Annotated in this window: 21 protein-coding genes; 12 read left to right on the top strand and 9 right to left on the bottom strand. The window is 72.2% G+C overall.

Annotation, left to right across the window (positions count from 1 at the left end; genetic code table 11):
* Positions 1–37 precede the first annotated feature (37 nt).
* The 10 genes from MTQ01_RS10980 (at position 38) to amaP (ending at position 8,573) form a co-directional block, all read left to right on the top strand.
* A complete protein-coding gene (locus MTQ01_RS10980) occupies positions 38–1,174 on the top strand; it encodes an alpha/beta hydrolase fold domain-containing protein (protein WP_247489036.1) in 1,137 nt (378 codons plus the stop codon).
* 96 nt (positions 1,175–1,270) lie between these two features.
* On the top strand, positions 1,271–2,632 hold the full coding sequence (locus tag MTQ01_RS10985) for a hypothetical protein (protein ID WP_247489038.1): 1,362 nt from the start codon (positions 1,271–1,273) through the stop codon (positions 2,630–2,632).
* 201 nt (positions 2,633–2,833) lie between these two features.
* Positions 2,834–4,432, top strand: coding sequence for an ABC-F family ATP-binding cassette domain-containing protein (locus MTQ01_RS10990; RefSeq protein ID WP_247489040.1), 1,599 nt, complete (start codon positions 2,834–2,836; stop codon positions 4,430–4,432).
* Positions 4,433–4,850: 418 nt separating this feature from the next.
* Positions 4,851–5,069, top strand: coding sequence for a helix-turn-helix domain-containing protein (locus tag MTQ01_RS10995; protein ID WP_247489043.1), 219 nt, complete (start codon positions 4,851–4,853; stop codon positions 5,067–5,069).
* 73 nt (positions 5,070–5,142) lie between these two features.
* Positions 5,143–5,922: an enoyl-CoA hydratase/isomerase family protein gene (locus MTQ01_RS11000; protein WP_247489045.1), complete on the top strand. Its 780-nt coding sequence runs from the start codon at positions 5,143–5,145 to the stop codon at positions 5,920–5,922.
* 201 nt (positions 5,923–6,123) lie between these two features.
* Positions 6,124–6,603 (top strand): Asp23/Gls24 family envelope stress response protein, encoded by a 480-nt coding sequence (locus tag MTQ01_RS11005; protein WP_247489046.1) that lies wholly within the window; start codon positions 6,124–6,126, stop codon positions 6,601–6,603.
* Positions 6,604–6,713: 110 nt separating this feature from the next.
* Positions 6,714–6,902 carry a hypothetical protein gene (locus MTQ01_RS11010; RefSeq protein WP_247489048.1) on the top strand — a complete coding sequence of 63 codons (189 nt, stop codon included), beginning with the start codon at positions 6,714–6,716 and terminating at the stop codon, positions 6,900–6,902.
* A 3-nt stretch (positions 6,903–6,905) separates the two neighbouring features.
* On the top strand, positions 6,906–7,292 hold the full coding sequence (locus MTQ01_RS11015; protein WP_211038869.1) for an Asp23/Gls24 family envelope stress response protein: 387 nt from the start codon (positions 6,906–6,908) through the stop codon (positions 7,290–7,292).
* The gene (locus MTQ01_RS11020) at positions 7,289–7,951 is read left to right on the top strand and encodes a DUF6286 domain-containing protein (protein ID WP_247489051.1); all 663 of its coding nucleotides are present in this window, start codon (positions 7,289–7,291) and stop codon (positions 7,949–7,951) included. The genes MTQ01_RS11015 and MTQ01_RS11020 overlap by 4 nt, the downstream gene beginning before the upstream one ends.
* A gap of 10 nt (positions 7,952–7,961) precedes the next feature.
* Positions 7,962–8,573, top strand: coding sequence for an alkaline shock response membrane anchor protein AmaP (gene amaP, locus MTQ01_RS11025; protein ID WP_247489053.1), 612 nt, complete (start codon positions 7,962–7,964; stop codon positions 8,571–8,573).
* Positions 8,574–8,663: 90 nt separating this feature from the next.
* Here amaP and MTQ01_RS11030 read toward each other — a convergent pair whose 3' ends face one another.
* From MTQ01_RS11030 to MTQ01_RS11045, 4 genes are all read right to left on the bottom strand, one after another.
* On the bottom strand, positions 8,664–9,419 hold the full coding sequence (locus MTQ01_RS11030; protein WP_247489056.1) for an SDR family oxidoreductase: 756 nt from the start codon (positions 9,417–9,419) through the stop codon (positions 8,664–8,666).
* A 4-nt stretch (positions 9,420–9,423) separates the two neighbouring features.
* Positions 9,424–10,317, bottom strand: a complete 894-nt coding sequence (locus MTQ01_RS11035) for an SURF1 family protein (protein WP_247489058.1) — start codon at positions 10,315–10,317, stop codon at positions 9,424–9,426.
* 24 nt (positions 10,318–10,341) lie between these two features.
* Positions 10,342–11,346: a DEDDh family exonuclease gene (locus tag MTQ01_RS11040; RefSeq protein WP_247489061.1), complete on the bottom strand. Its 1,005-nt coding sequence runs from the start codon at positions 11,344–11,346 to the stop codon at positions 10,342–10,344.
* A gap of 288 nt (positions 11,347–11,634) precedes the next feature.
* Entirely contained in the window at positions 11,635–13,155 is a 1,521-nt protein-coding gene (locus tag MTQ01_RS11045) for a S8 family serine peptidase (protein ID WP_247489062.1), read from the bottom strand.
* A 239-nt stretch (positions 13,156–13,394) separates the two neighbouring features.
* Here MTQ01_RS11045 and moaA point away from each other — a divergent pair, with 239 nt between their 5' ends.
* Complete coding sequence (gene moaA / locus MTQ01_RS11050) at positions 13,395–14,384, top strand: GTP 3',8-cyclase MoaA (protein ID WP_247489063.1); 990 nt, start codon at positions 13,395–13,397, stop codon at positions 14,382–14,384.
* On the opposite strand, the gene MTQ01_RS11055 is transcribed toward moaA, so the two are convergent.
* Positions 14,367–14,591, bottom strand: a complete 225-nt coding sequence (locus tag MTQ01_RS11055) for a hypothetical protein (RefSeq protein ID WP_374207692.1) — start codon at positions 14,589–14,591, stop codon at positions 14,367–14,369. The genes moaA and MTQ01_RS11055 overlap by 18 nt on opposite strands.
* Before the next feature lie 225 nt (positions 14,592–14,816).
* Positions 14,817–15,266, bottom strand: coding sequence for a DUF3099 domain-containing protein (locus MTQ01_RS11060; RefSeq protein ID WP_247489065.1), 450 nt, complete (start codon positions 15,264–15,266; stop codon positions 14,817–14,819).
* Positions 15,267–15,432: 166 nt separating this feature from the next.
* Here MTQ01_RS11060 and MTQ01_RS11065 point away from each other — a divergent pair, with 166 nt between their 5' ends.
* A complete protein-coding gene (locus tag MTQ01_RS11065; protein WP_247489066.1) occupies positions 15,433–15,717 on the top strand; it encodes a GlsB/YeaQ/YmgE family stress response membrane protein in 285 nt (94 codons plus the stop codon).
* A 120-nt stretch (positions 15,718–15,837) separates the two neighbouring features.
* On the opposite strand, the gene tyrS is transcribed toward MTQ01_RS11065, so the two are convergent.
* The 3 genes from tyrS to MTQ01_RS11080 all read right to left on the bottom strand — a co-directional run bounded on the left by tyrS (position 15,838) and on the right by MTQ01_RS11080 (position 20,481).
* A complete protein-coding gene (gene tyrS / locus MTQ01_RS11070; RefSeq protein ID WP_247489067.1) occupies positions 15,838–17,247 on the bottom strand; it encodes a tyrosine--tRNA ligase in 1,410 nt (469 codons plus the stop codon).
* 289 nt (positions 17,248–17,536) lie between these two features.
* Positions 17,537–18,934, bottom strand: a complete 1,398-nt coding sequence (locus tag MTQ01_RS11075; protein WP_247489068.1) for a TldD/PmbA family protein — start codon at positions 18,932–18,934, stop codon at positions 17,537–17,539.
* Entirely contained in the window at positions 18,931–20,481 is a 1,551-nt protein-coding gene (locus MTQ01_RS11080; RefSeq protein ID WP_282613421.1) for a TldD/PmbA family protein, read from the bottom strand. Before MTQ01_RS11080 ends, MTQ01_RS11075 begins: the two co-directional genes overlap by 4 nt.
* Positions 20,482–20,706: the final 225 nt, after the last annotated feature.

Raw genomic sequence — 20,706 nt, forward strand, 5'->3', positions numbered from 1 at the left:
CTGGCCACCGGGCGGCTGACGGGACGAGACTGGGCCGGTGCGAGTGGGGACCACCGCGGCAGTGGCCGCGACAACGATGCTCACCGCCGGCGCCGCAGCAGTGGCCGCCGGCCGGTACGGTGCGGGCGCCGCCCTCGGGCGCGGCTCGGCCGCCGCCGCTCCACCGGGTTTCGCACCCGGCGGGCTGACCGTCCACGACCTCGATCCGGAGCGGGGCGAGATCACCCTCACCCGCTCCCTGGACTCGGCCCTGCCCGGCCGCTACGGCCTCGTCGCCCCCGGCTGCCGTGCCGCCGTCGGCGAGGTGCTGGGCACCGGCCCCACCCCCGACACCCTGCGTCGCCGCCTGGAGCGGGTGGACAGCGGGGAGCTGCGCCCCGGCACCCGGGTCCGGATGACCCCGCAGGTCTTCGCCGGCAACCCCGGCGACGCCCTGGACCTGCCGTACGCCGAGGTCGAGGTGCCCGGCGAGCTCGGCACGCTGCCCGCCTGGTTCCTGCCCGGCACCCGCGACACCTGGGTCCTGACCGTCCACGGCCTCGGCACCACCCGGGAGCACCCGATGGTGGCCATGCCGCTGCTGGACCGGATGCAGACCCCGGTCCTCGCCCCCTGTCACCGCGGCGACGCCGGCGCGCCGCGCAGCCCCGACGGCATCGGTCATCTGGGTGCCACCGAATGGCGCGACCTGGACGCCGCGATGCGCTACGCCGTACGCCACGGCGCCAACCGCATCGTGCTCCACGGCTGGTCGACCGGCGCCTCCATGGCGCTGCACGCCGCCGCCCACTCCGCGCTGCGCGCGCACATCAGCGGCCTCGTGCTGGACTCGCCGTTGCTGGACTGGCGCGCCGCGGTCCGTGCGCTGGTCGCCCGGCGCGTGCCCGGGCCGCTGCTGCCGCTCGCCGTGCGTGCCGCCAGGGCCCGCGCCGCGCTCGACCCGGAGCGGCTCGACCGGCTCGCCGACCCGTCCTGGCTGACCGTTCCCACTCTTGTCCTCCAGGGCCGGGACGATCCGATCGCCGACTGGTCGACCGCGCGCCAATTCGCCGCGGCACGACCGGAGTTGGTCACGCTCGACGTCTTCCCCGACGCCACTCACGCCGCCTCCTGGAACGCTGACCAGGAAGGTTACGAGGAGACGCTGCGCCGCTTCCTGACCCCGCTGATGTAGCGGCCCGCGCCCCGCACACCGCGGGGCGCCCCGCGTCCGGCACGGGAACGTGGGTGCGGTTTGGGCTTTTGGCGGGTCACCAGGAAGACTGCCACCGTGACGTCCCGTACTCCGCGAGACACCAGACTGAGCCTTGTACCCCGGCAGGCGGTTGCCGCCGCCCGTCGCTCGGTGGCCGGCAGCCGTGCCCGGCCCGCCCCGCGACCACCCGCGTCCCTGGCTCCGCGCGAGCAGCTCGCGCAGCAGGCGCGCGCTGCCCTGGCCAACGACGTACGCCTCGCCCGCTGGGCCGCCGCCTCCGGGATCTCCCCGCTCACCGTGGCCGCACAGGCCGCCGGGGACCTGCGGATGCCCGAGGAGCAGCTCGCCCAGCACTGGGACCGGGCCCGGCTCGCCGGCCTGATCGAGCTGCACGAGGACGCGGCGCGCCCCGGCTGGCGGCTGCACGCCTGGGACCGCGACCGTTCGGCGGTGCTGCGCGGCTGGGTCGCGCTCTTCGACGCCTGGTCCCTGGTCTATCCGGCACCCGCCGAGGCCAGTTCGGTGCTGGTGGGCGACGTGGTGGTGGCCGCTCCGCAGTTCCTGTCGGTCATGCACCTCTCCTCCGGCCCGGTCACCGAACTGACCCTCCTGGAACTGCTGACCCAGCGGATCGCCGAGCTGCGCACCGAACGCGCGGCGCCCGGCGACGTGCCCGAGCTGCCGACGCCGGGCGAGCTGAACGCCCTGCTGGACTGGGCGCTCGACGGACTCGCCTCGGTCGGTGCCCTCACCCGCTGCCACGACCCCGGCTCGGTCAACCAGGCCGTCCTGACCCCGCTCGGGAACTGGGCGGTGTGGGTCAAGCTGGAGCAGATCTGCGTCGCCGCGCTGAGCCCGGTCGGCAACATCGAGCAGCCCGCCGAGGACATGCTCCGCGGCTGCGTACGGCTCAGCCCCGGCCCGGCCCGGGACGAGTACCGCGCCTGGCTCGCGGCCAGGCCCACCGCGCCCGCCGTCGCCGAGCTGCTGGACGCCGCGCGCGGCGAGGACGCGCTCGTGCGGGCCCTGGCGTTCGAGGCGCTGCGCGTGGTCGGTGCGCCCGCGGAGTCGGCCGTGCGCGCGGTGGTGGACACCGAGCCGGTGCTCCGTCCGTACGCCCTGCTGTGGATCGCCGAGCAGGAGGGCGCCGATCCCGACGAGCTCGCCGGCGGCGGACCGCTCACCCGCGAGGAAGCCACCTGGCTGTGGGTCGACACCGCCGCCGCCGTCGCCGACCACGGGGAGAACGGCCTGCTGGTGGACCACCTGGAGTCGGCCGTGCAGAACTCCGTGGCGCAGCTGCTGGACGAGGTGCGCGCCACCGGCCACCCCCGCACCGTCCAGGTGCTGGTCGCGCTCGCCGCCGCTCACCCGGACCCGGCCATGGCCAGGGCGGTACGGCGGGCGGCGTTCCAGGTCCACACCGGCGGCGCCTGACGGCTCCGCGCCTCGCCACGCCTCACGGGCGGCGGGGCGCCACCGCGGGGGCACGGCGGCTTGCACGCAGTGGCTAGACTGGCCGCATGGCCTACTCACTCCTGCACTAGCTGACGAGGTACCCCCACCGCGGCGCCGATCGGTGTCCGCGGTGCGCGCTGTCTGCCTGCCTCGTCCCTTCATCCTGTCCAGGAGATTTTCGTGATCACCGCCACCGGCGTCGAACTGCGTGCGGGCGCCCGCGTCCTGATCGAGTCCGCCACCTTCCGCATCTCCCGCGGCGACCGCATCGGCCTGGTCGGCCGCAACGGCGCCGGCAAGACCACGCTCACCAAGTGCCTCGCCGGCCAGGGCAATCCCGCCGGCGGCGCCATCACCCGCAGCGGCGAGGTCGGCTATCTGCCGCAGGACCCGCGCACCGGCGACCTCGACGTCCTCGCCCGCGACCGCATCCTCTCCGCGCGCGGACTGGACGACGTCATCCGCCGGATGCGGGAGAACGAGACCCGGATGTCCACCGGCCAGGGCGCCACCCGCGAGCGCGCCATGCGCAAGTACGAGCGCCTGGAGACCGAGTTCCTGACCAAGGGCGGATACGCCGCCGAGGCCGAGGCCGCCACCATCTCCGCGAGTCTGGGGCTGCCGGAGCGGGTGCTGGGCCAGCCGCTGCACACTCTCTCCGGCGGTCAGCGCCGCCGAGTCGAGCTGGCCCGCATCCTCTTCTCGGACGCGGACTTCCTGCTGCTCGACGAGCCGACCAACCACCTGGACGCCGACTCCGTGGTGTGGCTGCGCGACTTCCTGAAGACCTACCGCGGTGGTCTGGTGGTCATCTCCCACGACATCGACCTGGTCGAGACGGTCGTCAACAAGGTCTTCTACCTGGACGCCAACCGCGCGCAGATCGACCAGTACAACATGGGCTGGCGGCAGTACCAGATCCAGCGCGAGGCCGACGAGAAGCGGCGCAAGCGCGAGCGTGCCAACGCCGAGAAGAAGGCCGCGGCCCTCAACTCCCAGGCCGACAAGATGCGCGCCAAGGCCACCAAGGCCGTCGCCGCGCAGAACATGGCCAAGCGCGCCGAGCGGCTGCTCTCCGGACTGGAGGCCGAGCGCCGTTCCGACAAGGTCGCCAAGATCCGCTTCCCCGATCCCGCGCCCTGCGGCAAGACCCCGCTGATGGCCGAGGACCTCTCCAAGTCCTACGGCTCGTTGGAGATCTTCACCGATGTCGGTCTGGCGGTCGACCGAGGCTCCCGTGTGGTCATCCTCGGCCTCAACGGCGCGGGCAAGACGACGCTGCTGCGGCTCCTGGCCGGGGTCGAGAAGCCGGACACCGGCCGCGTCATCGAGGGCCACGGCCTCAAGCTCGGCTACTACGCGCAGGAGCACGAGACGCTCGACCCCGACCGCACCGTCCTGGAGAACATGCGCTCCTCGGCGCCCGACCTGGACCTGGTGCACGTGCGGAAGGTGCTCGGTTCCTTCCTCTTCTCCGGCGACGACGTCGACAAGCCCGCCGGTGTGCTCTCCGGCGGTGAGAAGACCCGGCTGGCACTGGCCTCACTGGTCGTCTCCTCGGCGAACGTCCTGCTGCTCGACGAGCCGACCAACAACCTCGACCCGGCCAGCCGCGAGGAGATCCTCGGCGCGCTGCGCACCTTCAGCGGCGCCGTCGTCCTGGTCTCCCACGACGAGGGAGCCGTTGACGCGCTCTCTCCCGAGCGGATCATCCTGCTGCCCGACGGTGTCGAGGACCTGTGGGGCCAGGACTACGCGGACCTGGTCGCGCTCGCCTGACCCGCCCGCTCGCACCCGAGCCCTCGGCCGCGCCCGCGGAGCACCACCGGCGGGCGCGGCCGAGGTGCGTTGAGGACTCGTTGCGGATCATTCGGTCCAGTGAAGATCCATCATCTGAGTGAGACCTTCTGGCACCCCGGCGAGGCGGCTGCGAGGTTCCCGCGGTCCCCGCGTGCCCTCTCCGGCTGCCCTGCTCGAACCCACCCGCCGCCCGTCGTGACGCCGCTGACCTGCTGAAACGATTGTTCAGCCGGTCCGGCGCGGCCCCGACGACCGTCCATCGCGCCTCTCGTGTAGCCGTCCGCACCGCCCGTCCCGTCGGCAAGCGGCCGTCCAAGACCTTGTCGAATGGGTGGCCAGACTGCCGGGAAGGGGTGATCATGAGAGTCCAGAGCGCACTTCCCACGAGGAGGCACGGGTGGCCGAGACTCTGAAGAAGGGCAGCCGGGTAACCGGCGCCGCGCGCGACAAGCTCGCGGCTGACCTGAAGAAGAAATACGACTCCGGTGCGAGTATCCGCGCACTGGCCGAGGAGACCGGCAGGTCTTACGGCTTCGTGCACCGGATGCTCAGTGAGGCCGGCGTGACCCTCCGCGGTCGCGGCGGTGCGACGCGGGGCAAGAAGACCACGTCCTGAGCAGACTTTCGTATGCCGCCCGCTGGTGGTTACTCTTCAGTCACTTAACTGATGAGTAACCACCGGAGGGCTCATGACTCTGCTCGACAAGGAAGGCGTTCGCCTCACGGTGGATGACGCCGTCGCCACGGTGACGCTCACTCGCCCCGAGAAGCGCAACGCCCAGTCGCCCGCGATGTGGAGGGCGCTGGTGGAAGCCGGGCAGCTGCTGCCCGGAAGCGTTCGCGTGGTGGTGCTGCGCGGCGAGGGCAAGTCCTTCTCCGCCGGACTGGACCGCCAGGCGTTCACGCCCGAGGGCTTCGACGGCGAGGCTTCCTTCCTCACCATGGGCAAGGGCCCGGTCGAGGAGATCGAACGCGTCATCGCCGGCTACCAGGAGGCTTTCCTCTGGTGGCGCCGGAACGACCTCGTCACCATCGCCGCGGTCCAGGGGCACGCGATCGGCGCCGGTTTCCAGTTGGCACTCTCCTGCGATCTGCGGGTCTGCGCGGACGACGTCCAGTTCGCCATGAAGGAGACCAGTCTCGGTCTGGTCCCGGACCTCACCGGTACCCACCCGCTGGTGCGCCACGTCGGATACGCCCGCGCGCTGGAGATCTGCGCGACGGGCCGTTTCGTGCGTGCCGAAGAGGCGGAGCGGATCGGCCTGGCGAACGTCGTGGTGCCCGCGGCCGATCTTGCCGCCGCCACCGAGGACCTCACGGCGGCACTGCTCGCCGCCCCGCGCGACGCCGTGATCGAGACCAAGGCGCTCCTGGCCGGCGCCGTGGACCGCCCCTTCGAGCAGCAGCCCGCCGCTGAACGTGCCGCCCAGGCAAGGCGGTTGCAGGACCTGGTGGGCGGCGGCGAGTAGTCCCCCCGGCCCACCGCTGTGCCCCCGGCCCGTGGGTCGGGGGCACAGCCGTGTCCGGGGCGGCAGAGGCCGCTACCCGGATGGCTCACTCGCGCCGCGCGCCTCCACCGACCCGCCGCTAGCGTGAGCCGGGAGCGGCCGTGCCGCTCCGTCCGGGGTTTGCCGGACGCCCTGAGCCGAAGCGGGAAAGGGGTGCAGCAGATGTCCGAGACCTCCGCCGCGTCCAAGGAAGTCAGCGACAACAAGACCCTTCAGGCAGGACGCCGAGGGGCCTCCAACAACGCCAACAGCGCCGCCAACCGTGGCCAGACCACCATCGCCGACGGCGTGGTGGAGAAGATCGCCGGCATGGCGGCCCGAGACGTGGACGGTGTCCACGAGATGGGTGGCGGGCTCTCGCGCACCTTCGGAGCCGTGCGCGACAAGGTGCCCGGCAGCGGCAAGGCGGTGAGCCGCGGGGTGAAGGCCGAGGTCGGCGACACCCAGACCGCGCTCGACCTCCAACTGGTCGTCGAGTACGGGGTGTCGATCGTCGACGTCGCCAACACCGTGCGCAAGGAAGTCATCAGCGCGGTCCAGCAGATGACCGGCCTCGAGGTCGTCGAGGTCAACATCGCGGTCGACGACGTCAAGCTGCCCGACGAGGACGACGAGGACGACTCCGACCGGCGTCTGCAGTGACTGACTGAGCGAGTGCCGCGGTGCGTCCACCGCGGCAGGCACGGCACGCGGCGCACTGCACCGCGTGGACACCAGGGTGCCCGGCGGGGCGTCGACTGAGGGAGCGCAAGATGAGTATGGCTGTGATCGGTCTGATCACGGGAATGGCCCTGGGCTTCGCCGGGTACTTTGGCGGCTTCGGTGCCTTTCTGCTGGTGGCGGCGTTGGGTGCCATCGGGTTTCTCGCCGGCAGGATCGCCGACGGCGATCTGGAGCCGTCCGACCTCCTCCGTGCCCGCGACAACGGGCGGCGGAGCTAGGAAATGTCGTCTCAGCAGACGGTCGGCGCACCCGAGCGGGGCTCTCTGCGGTTCGACGACCGCGTGGTGGCCAAGATCGCCGCTCAGGCAGCCCACGAGGCGCTGCGCAGGGACCCCGGCCGTCGTGCGGTGGGCGCGCACGCCCCGCACGCGGCCGCATCCGTACGACGGCTGCCGGACCACGACAACCAGGGCGGACAGGCGCGGGTGCGTGTCGCCGTGGAGCTCGGCTATCCGTCCGACATCGGCGCCCAGTGCGCCGCCGTACGGCGCGTCGTCAGCGCACGACTGGGTGAACTGGCGGGGATGACGGCCTGCGAGGTGGTGGTCGAGGTCCAACGCCTCCACTCTGTCCATCTCAACGGCGAAGGGACGGAGCGAGTGCGGTGAGCCACGACAGCACGGGGCCTGTGCCCACCCTGGAGAAGAACGCCTCCGACAGTGCGCCCCCGGCGCCGTCGCCGCGGGTCGACGGCGCCCCCTACCAACCGGTCCAGCGCGGACGCGAGGACGGCGGCGGTGGACGCTTCTGGTCCGCCCGCAGACTGCCGGCGCTCCTCGCGAGCCTGCTGGCGCTCGTCGCCTGCGCGCTGCTCCTGTACGACATCGTGCGGGTGCGCGCGGGCTCCGACGCCGCGAGCTGGCGCCGCAATCTCGCCGACGAGCTGTCCTCGCGCCGCCTCGACGACACCGTGGTGATCATCGCGGCGATCCTCGCGCTGCTGCTGGGTCTCTGGCTGCTGGTGCTCGCGCTGACGCCGGGACTGCGCTCGGTACTGACCATGCGGGGCGAGCCCCGGGTGCGTGCCGCCGTCGAACGCAACGCCGCGGCCCTGGTGCTGCGGGACCGTGCGATGGAGGTCAACGGAGTGCGCAGCGCCTCGGTGAAGGTGCGCCGCTCCGGCGTGCGCGCCCGCGCGGAGGCGCACTTCGGTGAACTGGACGCCGTACGCGGCGAATTGACCACGGCCCTGCAGGACGGCGTACAAGAGCTGGGGCTGGCCCGAGAGCCGCGGCTGGACGTACGGGTCCACCGGCCCAAGCAGTGAGGGATCCACGGTGCTGAGAACCTTGAACCGCCTGTTGCTCGCCCTGTTGGGGCTGGTGCTGCTGCTGCTCGGGCTCAGCGCCCTCGTCGGGGCGCTGGACCTGCCCAACCGCTGGGGTTTCGGCATGCCCTCCGGATGGGCCTGGAGCAGACCGCAGGAAGTGGTGCTCACCGGCGCGGACCGCACCCAGTGGCGGGACCAGGGCTGGTGGTGGCCGGTGGTCATCGGGGCGCTGGCACTGCTGACCCTGATCGCACTGTGGTTGGCGCTTTCCCAGCTGCGCCGCCGGCGGGCCGGCGAACTCGCGGTCTCCGGCGACGACGAGTCCTCGGGCCACGGCCCGGGGGCGGTGCTGCGCGGACGGGCCCTGGAGCAGGTGATGGGTTCGGAGGCCGCCGCGCTGGACGGCGTCTCCCGAGCACGGGTGACGCTGGTGGGCAAACGAAGCGACCCGTCGGTGCGGATGCGGGTGGTGCTGGACGAGCACGCCGTGCCCGACGAGGTGGTGCACCGCCTGGAGCAGGAGGTGCTGGAGCACGCCCGCACCTCCGCGGACGTGGGCGAACTCCCCGCCGAGATCCGTCTGAGCTCGGTGCGGCACCGGCCCAGCCGCGTCAACTAGGGCCTGTCGTTCGGGCATTCGCCGGGCTCGGGCCGACCCCGTCGGGACCCGAACGACAGACCCCGGTCGGGGCTACGCAGCCCCGCGTCCTCAGATGCGGTGCTGCGCGCCGCCGTCGACCGCCAGCATGGTGCCGGTGAGGTACGAAGCGGCGGGGGAGAGCAGGAAGGCACCGGCCCGGCCGAACTCCTCCGGGGTGCCGTAGCGGCGCAGCGGGATCTGCGCCTCGTTGCGCTCGCGGGAGGCCGCGGCGTCCCCGGAGAGCGCGTCCAGCTCCCGCACGCGATCGGTGTCGATGCGCGAGGGCAGCAGCCCGACGACACGGATGCCGCGCGGGCCGAGCTCGTTCGCCAGGGACTTGGCGAAGCCGGCCAGGCCCGGCCGCAGCCCGTTGGACACGGTCAGCCCCGGCACCGGCTCGGTGACCGAGGAGGAGAGCACGAACCCGATCACCCCTCCCTCGCCGAGCCGCTCGGCGGCGGCCCGCGCGAGCCGTACCGCGCCGAGGAAGACCGACTCGAAGGCCGTCTCCCACTGCTCGTCGGTGATCGCCTCGGCGGGGCCGGCGGGCGGACCGCCGACGCTGATGAGCACACCGTCGAGCCGCTCGAAGTGTGCGAGTGCCGCGTCCGTCAACCGTCCGGCCGTGGCCGGGTCGCCGTTGTCGGCGGCGATGCCCACCGCACCCCCGCCCAGCCGCGCGGCGGCATCGGAGGCCGCCTCCTCGGTACGGCTGCTGACGACGACCTTCGCGCCGTCGGCGACCAGTTGCTCGGCGACCGCGTAACCCAGCCCGCGGCTGGCGCCGGTGACGATGTACGCCCTGTCCTTCAGTCCAAGATCCATGGACTCAGTCTGCCGTGCCGCCCGCCCGTGCGGCGAGCGAGGGGCCGCCCTCGGTGCGCTGCTCGGCGCTTTCGTCCGGCACACGCTGCTGCGGGCGGTCGTCGCCGCCGGCCGGGCTCGGGCCGGAGGCCGGGACGGCCGCCGCGGTGCGGTCGCGCACCTCGCGGCGGAAGAGCACGAACCAGCCGACCGGAACCGCCGCGACGAACAGCCACCACTGCACCGCGTACGCCATGTGCGCGCCGATACCGCTGTGGTCCGGCTCCGGCACGGGCTGTGCCGTCTCGCCGCGCGCGGGGGCGGGGTCGGTGCCGGTCAGCTGGAGGTAGCCGCGCAGCACCGGCAGCCCGGTCGCCTTCGCCTGCTGCTCGCTGTTCATCAGCATGACCTGGCGCTCGGGCAGCCCCGCGCGGTCCTTGATGCCGCTGCCGGCCTCGGTCTCGTCGGGCATCAGCCGGCCGGAGAGCGTCACCTCGCCCTTCGGCGCCGCGGGCACCTCGGGGAAGGCGGTCTGGCTGGCGCCCGAGGTCACCCAGCCGCGGTTGACCAGCAGCGCGGTGCCGTCCTCGCGGACCAGCGGGGTGAGCACGAAGTAGCCGATGCTCTGGCCGTCCTCGGCGGTGCGGCGGCGCACCACCACCTCGTGCTCGGTGTCGTAGGTGCCGGTGGCGGTGACCGCGCGGTACCGCTCCCGGTCGGTGACCTCGCCGTCCGTGCCGGTCAGCTCGTCGACCGGCACGGGGTCGGCGGACAGGCTGGCGGCGATGCGGTCGTTGTGCGCGACCCGCTCCTGGTGGCGGTGGTACTGCCAGAACCCGAGCTCGACCATCGCAGGCATCAGCACGAGAGCGACCAGAGTGAGGATCACCCACTGCCGGGACAACAGGAAGCGGTACACGCTTCGACGTTATCGCGACGCCGGTCAGCGCGACGGCGCGGGGGCCACGTCTCTCAGGAGGTGGCTGAACGCGGTCTCGTCGATCACCGGGGTGCCGAAGGCGAGCGCCTTGCTCACCTTGGAGGTGCCGGCCTCCGGGTCGTTGGTCACCAGCAGACTCGTCAGCCGCGAGACGCTCGTCGCCACATGCAGGCCGGCCTCGACCGCACGGTCCTCCAGCAGCTCGCGGTCGACCGAGGTGTCGCCCGAGAAGGCCACCCGCATCCCCTGCACCAGAGTGCCGCCCGGCGCGTATCTGCCGGGGTTGGGGTACGGGCAGGCGGGGCGTCTGCGGGCCGGGCGCCAGGTGCGGGGGGCGTATCCGCCGCGGGTGGAGCCCGCAGCGGAGGGGGTGTCGTTCCACTCGGTGAGCGGCTGACACGCCAGCAGCGGCAGCCGGACGCTCTGGCGCGCGGCGAGCCGCAGGCTCGGGCGGAACGCCTCGGCGAGCACCCGGGCGTCGTCCAGCGCGTGGTGCGCGCGGCGCTGCTGCACGCCGTAGTGGGCGGCGAGCGACTCCAACTTGTGGTTGGGCAGCGGGAGGTCGAGCTGCTTGGCGAGAGCGATGGTGCACAGCCGCTGCCGGACCGGGGCGACGCGGTCGGCGCGGGCGAACTCCCTGGAGATCATCGTCCAGTCGAAGACGGCGTTGTGCGCGACCAGCACACGGTCCTTCAGACGCTCGGCGAAATCCTCGGCGATCTCGCCGAACAGCGGCGCGTCGGCGAGGACTTCGGAGGTGAGGCCGTGAATCCAGGTCGGCCCGGGGTCGCGCTGCGGATTGACGGTGGTGTACCAGTGGTCCTCCACCTCGCCCCTGGCGTCCAGCCGGTAGACGGCGGCGGAGACTATGCGGTCGTCGCGGGCCAGGCCGGTGGTCTCGACGTCCACCACCGCGTATCCGTCCGGATAGCCGGAGGGCCACGTCCGCGCGGCGGCAGTCTGCTGCGCGGGGAAGAGCGGGGCGGCTGCCGTGTGGTCTTCGAGCATGGTCACAGAGGATACGGGCCGGCTCTGACACTCCCCGCGCCGCGGCCCGTTGACCACTCCCGCCGCCTCACGCCCCGTCAGCAGGGCGGCACGGCGGGGGAGTAGCGCGCCCGGCCGGTGACCAGCGGCGGAGGCCGCGGGCAGGGCGGCGCGCGGCGGACGGTGGCGCCGGTCGTCCGCGGTGCGGGGACGACGACGGGGGCCGGACCGTCAGTGGTCCGACCCCCGCCGCTCAACCGCCCTGTCCGGCACGGGTGTTGGTGCCCGCCCGGCCGCTCGGCGCGGTGGCTACTTCGTCACGGCCTTGTGGGCGTCGACGATGCCGTAGCCGTAGAAGCTGTTGACGTGCTCGGTGCCGACGCACTCGGCCGCGAACTCACCGTCACCGCTCGGGTCGTACTCCTCCGGGCACGGGGTGCTGATGGCCTGGGCCTTCAGCCGCCACGCCAGCTCCTGCGGAGAGACCTCGGAGTCCTTGCTCTTCAGCAGCGCCGCGACACCGGCCACGTACGGGCCGGCCATCGAGGTGCCCTGCAGGAAGGCGTACTCGCCGTCGGGCATCGTGGAGAGGATGCCGCCGTTCTTCGCCGGGGCGTCCGGGGTCTGGTAGCGCCCGTCACCGCCGGGCGCGGCCAGGTCGATCTGGCCCGAACCGTAGTTGGAGAAGTAGGACTTCAGCTTCTGCGAACCGGTGGAGCTGACCGAGATGGTGCCCTCCACCTGGGTGGGCAGATCCGGGCAGACCGTCGGGTCGATCTCGCGCTCCACCGGGGTGGAGTCGTTCGGGCTGGAGTCGTCCTTGATCGTCTTCGCGGCCAGGTCGAAGTTGCTGTTGCCGGCCGAGGTGACGTGGGCGGTGCCCTTGCCCTGGGCGTACTTCATCGACCTGGTGACGGCCTCCACCAGCGCCTGCTGGTCGGGGTCGTCGGTGCAGGTGAACATCCACGGGTCGACGTAGTAGCTGTTGTTGGTGATGTCGACGCCCTTGTCGGCGGCGAACATGAAGGCGCAGACGACAGCCTCGGTGTAGAACCAGCTGTCGCCCGGCTCGCTCACCTTGATGGAGGAGACCGAGACGCCCGGGGCCGCACCGGCGATGCCCTGGCCGTTGCGCGCGGCGGCGATGATGCCGGCCACGTGCGTGCCGTGGTAGCTGCCGTCGGCGTACGGACGCCAGGCGCCCTTGGAGGTGTCGGCGTTGCCGCCCACGCAGTTGGCCGACTTGTCGGCGGCGAAGTTCGGCGCCAGGTCGGGGTGGGTGTCGTCGACGCCGGTGTCGATCACGGCGACGGTGACGTCCTTGCTGCCCTGGTCGACCTTGTGCGCCTGGTCGGCCTTGATCTGCGGGAGCGCCCACTGCATGGACTCCAGCGGCTCCTCGCCGCTGTCGGCGCTCTGGGCGCTCCGGCGCTGCTGCGCGGAGTTCAGGTACTCCGGCTTGCCGACGTCGGTGGTGGCGGCCGTCTTGATCGGGGCCGTACGGGTGGCCCCCGCCGAGTCGATGCCCTTGACCGCGCGGACCTCGGCGGCGAAGTCCGGGTTCTTGGAGTGGGCGACGACGACGCCGATGTCCTTGAAGGCGTTGACGACGGTGCCGTCGGCCTTCTTCACGGCCTTCTTGGCCTTCTTGACCGCACTCGCGCCCGCGTCGGTGTTGACGACGTACGACAGCTGCGGACCGTCCTTGGGGGCGTCGTCCTTGGCGAGGGCGCCGCTGGCGCTGGGCAGCAGACCCAGCGAGACGGTGAGAGCGAGACCGGCAGGAACCGCAATGAAGCGGCGTCTTCCGGACAGGGGGCTCAAACCCATGTAGATCTCCTTCAGTGAGCGCTGGTCATCAACCACCCGTTCGGATAACGGAGTTCACGTTCGGGTGATCGCTGGAACGTATCGACGGCGATAAACGTGCTACAAGAGCTCGGTCAAAACGAGATCAAAAGGCAACGCGTGGCGGTACACAATCGAGTTCAACGATCTGTTGAATGTCGGCGGGCTGGCGTACTGTCGGAAGCAAGAGGCGCGACGAACTGCTGGGAGGCTGACTCCGGATGCTGCTGGACACCTACGGCCGGGTCGCCACCGACCTGAGGGTCTCGCTGACCGACCGCTGCAATCTGCGCTGCACCTACTGCATGCCCGAGGAGGGGCTGCAGTGGCTCGCCAAGCCCGAGCTGCTCACCGACGACGAGATCGTCCGGCTGGTGGATATCGCGGTGGCCGAGCTGGGCGTGAGGGACGTCAGGTTCACCGGGGGAGAGCCGCTGCTGCGCCCCGGACTGGTCTCGATCGTCGAGCGGTGCGCCGCGCTCTCGCCCCGTCCGAAGCTCTCGCTGACGACCAACGGCATCGGGCTGGAGCGCACCGCGACCGCCCTCGCCGCCGCGGGGCTCGACCGGGTCAACGTCTCCCTCGACACGCTCGACCCCGAGGTCTTCCGTCGGATGACCCGCCGCAAGCGCCACGCCGACGTGCTGCGCGGGCTCGCCGCGGCAAAGGAGGCCGGGCTCACCCCGGTCAAGGTCAACGCGGTGCTGATGCCCGGTCTCAACGACACCGAGGCACCCGATCTGCTCGCCTGGGCGATCGAGCACGAGTACGAGCTGCGGTTCATCGAGCAGATGCCGCTGGACGCCCAGCACGGCTGGCAGCGCGAGGGCATGATCACCGCCGAGCACATCCTGGCCTCGCTCCGTACCCGCTTCACCCTCGACAACGAGGGCAGCAGACAGCGCGGTTCGGCGCCCGCCGAGCGCTGGACCGTGGACGGCGGCCCGCACACCGTGGGCGTCATCGCCTCCGTGACCAGACCGTTCTGCCGGGCCTGCGACCGCACCCGGCTGACCGCCGACGGGCAGGTCCGCACCTGCCTGTTCGCCACCGAGGAGTCGGATCTGCGGGGCGCGCTGCGCGGCGGCGCGCAGGACGCGGAGGTCGCCGCTCTGTGGCGGACCGCGATGTGGGGCAAGAAGGCCGGGGCCGGCATCGACGACCCCTCCTTCGTGCAGCCGGACCGCCCGATGTCAGCCATCGGCGGCTGAGTCGTGCCACTCCTCGAGGGTGACGACATCCTTGAGGAAGCCGCGCAGATCCAGGAAGTTCGACAGATGCTCGCGGTGGTCCTCGCAGGCGAGCCAGGTCTTCCGGCGGTCCGGGGTGTGCAGCTTGGGGTTGTTCCAGGCGAGCACCCACACCGCGGGGAGGCGGCAGCCCTTGGCGGAGCAGATGGCGGTGTCCTCAGTCGTCACGCGCCCCATCCAAACATGTGCACGGGGGCGAACCGCGCCGGGACATGACGACGCCGGGCAGCCACGGGGGGAGCTGCCCGGCGTCGTTCGGTCGCTCCGACGGGGGATGCGGAGCGCGCTAGAAGTATCGCACGGCATCGCCGCGCCGGTGACCGCAACCTCCCGAATCGCCGCCCCGGTGCAGTGTGCGCCCGGCGCGATGACCCTTCGTCAACTTCCCCCGGCTCAGGGCCCGTTCGAAGGCGCGCCCGGTCCGTGCGCCGCAGCGGGCCCGTCGGGCCCCGGGGTCCGACCGGGCGGTTCGGCAGGTCCTCCGCCGGCCCCCTGCCGGGACCGCTCGCCGGTCGGCTCGGGGGGTCGTTCCGCCGGAGTGTCGGCGCCCGCACCGAGCCGGGGCCTGGAGGGCGCGCCCAGCAGCGAGGACGGGATGGCGGGGGAGTTCTCCCGCCCCGCGTTGGCGATCACCACGGCGATGTACGGGAGCACCACCCCGAGGGCCAGCATCACCACGGCCAGCGGCCGCGAGACGTTCCACAGCGCGACCGTCAGCAGCACCGAGAGGGTGCGCGCCAGCATCGAGACGACATACCGCCGCTCCCTGCCGCGCACATCCTCCGACAGGCCGCGACGCGCTCCGCTGATCCGGAAGACCTCTGGTTCGTGCCGTCTGCTCACCGTCACCACCACCCCTTGACGACCCCCACGGTACGCCTCGGTGCGCGGCCGGTCCCGCCCAGGTCCGGGCGGGTGCGTTCACGCGTTCGGCTCACGTCGCGGTGCGCCTGGCGGTGGCGCGAAGCAGCCTGAAGGCCGCGCAGGGTGCGCATGAGACGGAGGCGTCATGAGCTGGTTGTGGGCGATCATCGTCGGGCTCATCCTCGGCGTGCTGGCCCGCGCGATCCTTCCCGGCAAGCAGGGCATTCCGCTGTGGTTGACGGTCATCTTCGGAATGATCGGAAGCCTGTTGGGAAACCTGGTGGCCGGATGGATCGGCGTGGACAACACCAAGGGCATCGACTGGATCAGACACGCGTTGCAACTCGGCGGAGCGGTCCTCGTGGTCGCGCTCGGCGCGCCGCTGTACGCCTCGATGAAACGCGGCGGCGACGGCGGCAGGAGAACCTGAGCCCCGCCCCCCGGCACACACGGCAGCGGCCGGCCCCCGCGTCAGGGGACCGGCCGCTGCCGTGTCTCGCTCCGGTCGCCGTGCGCCGGCCCGCCGGCTCGGAGGCGTCGGCTTGCGGGCTCAGAGGCCGGTGATCTCGGCCAACTTGCGCCCGGCCTTGAGGTAGACCGAGCCGGACGCCCCGGACTCGGCCAGCTTCTCCCGCACGACCTCGGCCAGCGGGCGCAGCGCGTCGCTCTCCGAGAGCACGGCCGTCTGCTGCCCTTCGGCGGCCTCGACGACCACGCGCAGCGCGTTCTGCTTGGCCAGTCGCCGTGCGGCCGAGGCGCTGGGCACGAACTCCAGCACCCGCGCCAGCACGGCGGCGACGCCCTCGGCGCCGTACACGGACGCGTCGACGGTGGGCAGCGTGCCGACGTCGCCGAAGGACTTCTTGGAGAACTGTGCGACGAAGCCCGCACGGGCCTTCATCGCACTCGGTACGTCGAAGAGCACCGACACGACCTCGCCCGCAAGGATCTTCTTCAGGTCCATCGGGTGCAGATCCCGCTCCGCCACCCGCCGGAGGGCGAGCGCGACCTCCTCGTCGGACCACTCGGTCCAGGCCTTGAGGTAGGGCTCGATCAGCCGGTCCGGGATGGACATGATCTTCCCGAAGACGTCCTCGGCGGTGGACCGCAGACCGACGTAGTTGTCCTTGGACTTGGACATCTTGGCGCCGGTGCCGTCGGTGCCCTCGATCAGCGCGTTGGTGACCACCAGCTGGGGGGTCTGCCCGCGCAACTCCATCAGCTTGCGGCCCATCTGGAGATTGAGCAGCTGGTCGGCGCCGCCGAGCTCGACGTCGCTCTCCAGTGCCACCGAGTCCAGCGCCTGCGCCACCGGGTACAGCAGCTCCGACATCGTCAGCCCCGAACCCTCGGCGAGCCGGGTGCGGAAGTCGTCGCGCTGGAGCAGCTGGGAGACCGGCACCTGGGAGAGCAGCCCCAGCAGCTCAGGGAAGGTGTACGGGCCGAGCCACTCGCTGTTCTGCGCGAAACGGACCTGCTCGAAGTCGAGGAAGGGCCGGACCTGCTCCTTGTAGGTCGCCATGTTCTGAGCGATGTCCTCGTCGGTGAGCGGAGGCCGCTCGGCCGTACGCCCGGACGGATCGCCGATCTTGGCGGTGAAGTCCCCGATGATCAGGACGACTTCGTGGCCCATGCGCTGGAAGCGACTCAGGGTGAGCACCGGGACCGCGTGGCCCAGGTGCATGTCCGAACCGGTCGGGTCCACCCCCAGCTTCACCCGCAGGCCGGTGCCCTCGGAGCGGCGCCGCTCGATGCGGGCGGCCAGCTGCTCCACTCCGGGCAGCACGTCCACCGTGCGCGCGGCGATCAGAGCGGCCTGCTCGTCGGCCGAGAGATCCGTCAGATCCAGACCGCGCCTCGCGGTCGTCTCGGTGAGCAGCTGCTCCACGGCGGAGTCGGAGGAGAGGTCCTGCGCCAGCAGCCTGCCGGCACGTGCGACGGAGTCGCCGAGGCGTGTCATCGGGGGTTCCTGTGGTTCGGGTCGGTGGGATTCGACGGTTCGACAAGGGCTCGACCGGGGCGGACGAGGGGTTCGACGAGGTACGGGCAGGGGCCGGCGTGGTTGCGACGGCCGCGGAGGTACGGGCCGAGTCTAGTGGGGCGGCCCGCCCGCGGATCCGGCCGGACACCGGTCGCCGGTCGGCGGGCGCCGGGGGCGGGCCGTGTGGGCGGTGGTGGCCGGCCGCGTGGGCGGCTGCGTCCGGACCGGCCCGCCCGTGTCGTGCGCCGGGCCGGTTCGGACCGCCGTGTCACACGCCGGGGCTGACCGAGCTCATGTTGAAGTCCGGAACGCGCAGTGCCGGCATCGCGGTGAGCGGGAAGTAGTCGCCCCACTCGCGCGAGAGGGTGCGCTCGGTGACGCCTGCCTCGCTCGCGCGGCCGAGCACCGCGACAGGCGACTCGTTGAAGCGGAAGTTGTTCACCGCGCCGACGATCTCGCCGCCCTCGACCAGGTACACGCCGTCCCGGGTCAGCCCGGTCAACAGCAGCGAGGCCGGGTCGACTTCGCGGATGTACCACAGCGAGGTGACCAGCAGCCCGCGCTCGGTGTCGGCGACCATTTCCTCCAACGAGCGACCGCCGCCGCCGTCCAGCACCAGGTTGTCCGCGGCGGGGGCGAGCGGCAGCCCGGTCAGCTCGGCGGAGTGGCGGGTGGTGACCAGCCGCTCCAGCGTGCCCCGCTCCAGCCAGTCGGTACGGGCCAGCGGCAGGCCGTTGTCGAAGACCGAGGTGTCCTCGCCCGAGGAGTGAGCCACCAGGAAGGGCGCGCTCTGGAGGCCGTCGGCGTGCGGATCGCTGTAGAGGTTCAGCGGCAGGTCGGTGAGCCGCTCGCCGACGCGGGTGCCGCCGCCGGGCGCGGAGAAGACCGTGCGGCCCTCGGCGGCGTCCCGGGCCGCGGAGCACCACAGCTGGTAGATCAGCAGATCGGCTACCGAGCTCGGCGGGAGCAGCGTCTCGTACCGGCCCGCGGGCAGGTCCACCCGGCGTCGCGCCCACTCCAGGCGCCTGCCCAGCGCGGACTCCTCGGCGGCCAGGTCGATGTCGGCGAAGTCCCGGGTCGCACGGCCGGCCCAGGCCGAGCGCGTACGGTCGCCGGACTTGGCGTTGAGCTCCAGGGTCCCGGTGGGCTGGTCGTGGCGCAGCCGCAGCCCGGTGGAGCTGCCCAGGTAGGTGCTGACCATCTCGTGCAGGGCGAAGCCGTACAGCTCGCGGTCGGCCGCGCGGGAGCGGGCGAAGGACTCGCCGAGCGCGGGGGCGAAGTCGGCGAAGACCTCGGGCGAGGTCTCGGCGGGCGGAGCGGCGAAGTCCTCGTCGGCTGCTCCGCCCGGGACCAGCGGGCGTCCGTCCTCTGCGGGGCCGGCGTTCCGCGCGGCCTGCTCCGCGGCCCGTACGAGCGTCTCCAACTCCCCGTCGGTGACGGCGGATCGGGAGACGACCGCGGAGGCGGTGCCCTCCTGCCCGTCGACCGTGGCGATGACGGTGAGGTTGCGGGAGCGGGTGGTGCCGTTGGTGGTGAGCGCGTTGGCGGCCCAGCGCAGGTTGGCGGTGGAGCGCTCCTCGGCGATGACCACGCAGCCGTCGGTCCTGGAAAGCGCGAGCGCGCGTTCGACGACCTCGTGCGGTGCGGGGGTGGATGCGTTGGTCATCGGCCGGCCTCCTGGGTGGTGTTGAGGATGTTGACGCCGCGGAAGAGCGCGCTCGGGCAGCCGTGCGAGACGGCGGCGACCTGGCCCGGCTGGGCCTTGCCGCAGCGGAAGGTGCCGCCGAGCACGTAGGTCTCCTCGCCGCCCACCGCCTCCATGGACCCCCAGAAGTCGGTGGTGGTCGCCTGGTACGCCGCGTCCTTGAGCTGGCCGGCGAGCCTGCCGTTCTCGATCCGGTAGAAGCGCTGCGCAGTGAACTGGAAGTTGTACCGCTGCATGTCGATGGACCAGGAGCGGTCGCCGACGACGTAGATGCCGCGCTCCACCCCGGAGATGAGCTCCTCGGTGCTCGGGCCGCTCGGCGCCGGCTGCAGGGAGACGTTGGCCATCCGCTGGACCGGCACGTGGCCGGCCGAATCGGCGAACGCGCAGCCGTTGGAACGCCCCAGACCGGTCAGCCGGGCCATCGAGCGGTCCAGCTGGTAGCCGGTGAGGACCCCGTCGCGCACCAGGTCCCAGGACTGCGCGGCGACGCCCTCGTCGTCGTAGCCGATGGTCGCCAGACCGTGCACGGCGGTCCGGTCGCCGGTCACGTTCATCAAGGAGGAGCCGTACTCGAGTGTGCCCAGCCGGTCGAAGGTGGCGAACGAGGTGCCCGCGTACGCCGCTTCGTAGCCCAGGGCGCGGTCCAGTTCGGTGGCGTGGCCGATGGACTCGTGGATCGTCAGCCAGAGGTTGGACGGGTCGATCACCAGGTCGTACGCGCCCGCCTCGACACTGGGCGCGGCCATCTTCTGCGCCAACAGCTCCGGGATCTCGGCGAGTTCGGCGTCCCAGTCCCAGCCGGTGCCCTCCAGGTACTCCCAGCCGCGGCCGGCCGGCGGCGCGAGGGTGCGCATCGAGTCGAAGGCACCGGAGTCGGCGACCGAGACAGCGGTCAGCTCCGGGTGTGTGCGCACCCGTTGCTGGGTGGTGACGGTCCCCGCGGAGTCCGCGTAGAACTTGTTCTCCTGCACCGCGAGCAGCGTCGCGTCGACGTGGTCCACCCCGTCGGCCGCCAGCAGCCGCCGGCTCCATCGGGCCAACAGCTCGGCGCGCTCCTCCTCGGGCACGTCGAACGGGTTCTTCTCGTACGCCGAGACCCAGCTGCGCTCGCCGTGCGAGGGCTCCTCCGCCAGCTCCACGCGCTCCTGGGAGCCGGCCGTGCGCCGTACCCGTGCGGAGAGCTTCGCCATCGCCACGGCCTGGCCGGCGACCCGGGCCGCGGCGTCCATGGTGAAGTCGACGCCGGAGGCGAAGCCCCAGGCGCCGTCGTGCACGACGCGCACCGCGTAGCCGACGTCGGTGGAGTCACCGGACCCCGCCACCCGGCCGTCTCGCAGCCGCAGCGTCGCGTCGCGCACGCGCTGGCAGCGGAAGTCGGCGTGCTCGGCGCCCAGCGCCCTGGCACGGGCCAGCGCGGCGTCTGCGAGCGGGCGCAGCGGCAGCGCGGTGAACGTCTCGTCAATCGGTTGGGGCACAACTACCTCCCGGGGTCGGCCACCGATCATGCCTTGTCGGACCGTGACGGCGCTGCGGATGTCGGAGCGGGCCGCGGCCGCCGCAGCGGGCACTTCGGGCAGGCCGTGCGGAACGGGCCCCGAACGGTGCGGGGAAGCGGAGGGCGGAGCGTGAAGGGGGCCGGAAGGGCGGGACCTTGTCAGGTCGGGGGGATGTCTGTCGGGACCCGACAGGAGTCGGTGGATGCCGCTGTGGAGGACTGAGAGCGGCTGGCG

Source organism: Streptomyces sp. XM4193 (assembly GCF_023072595.1).
GTDB lineage: Bacteria > Actinomycetota > Actinomycetes > Streptomycetales > Streptomycetaceae > Streptomyces.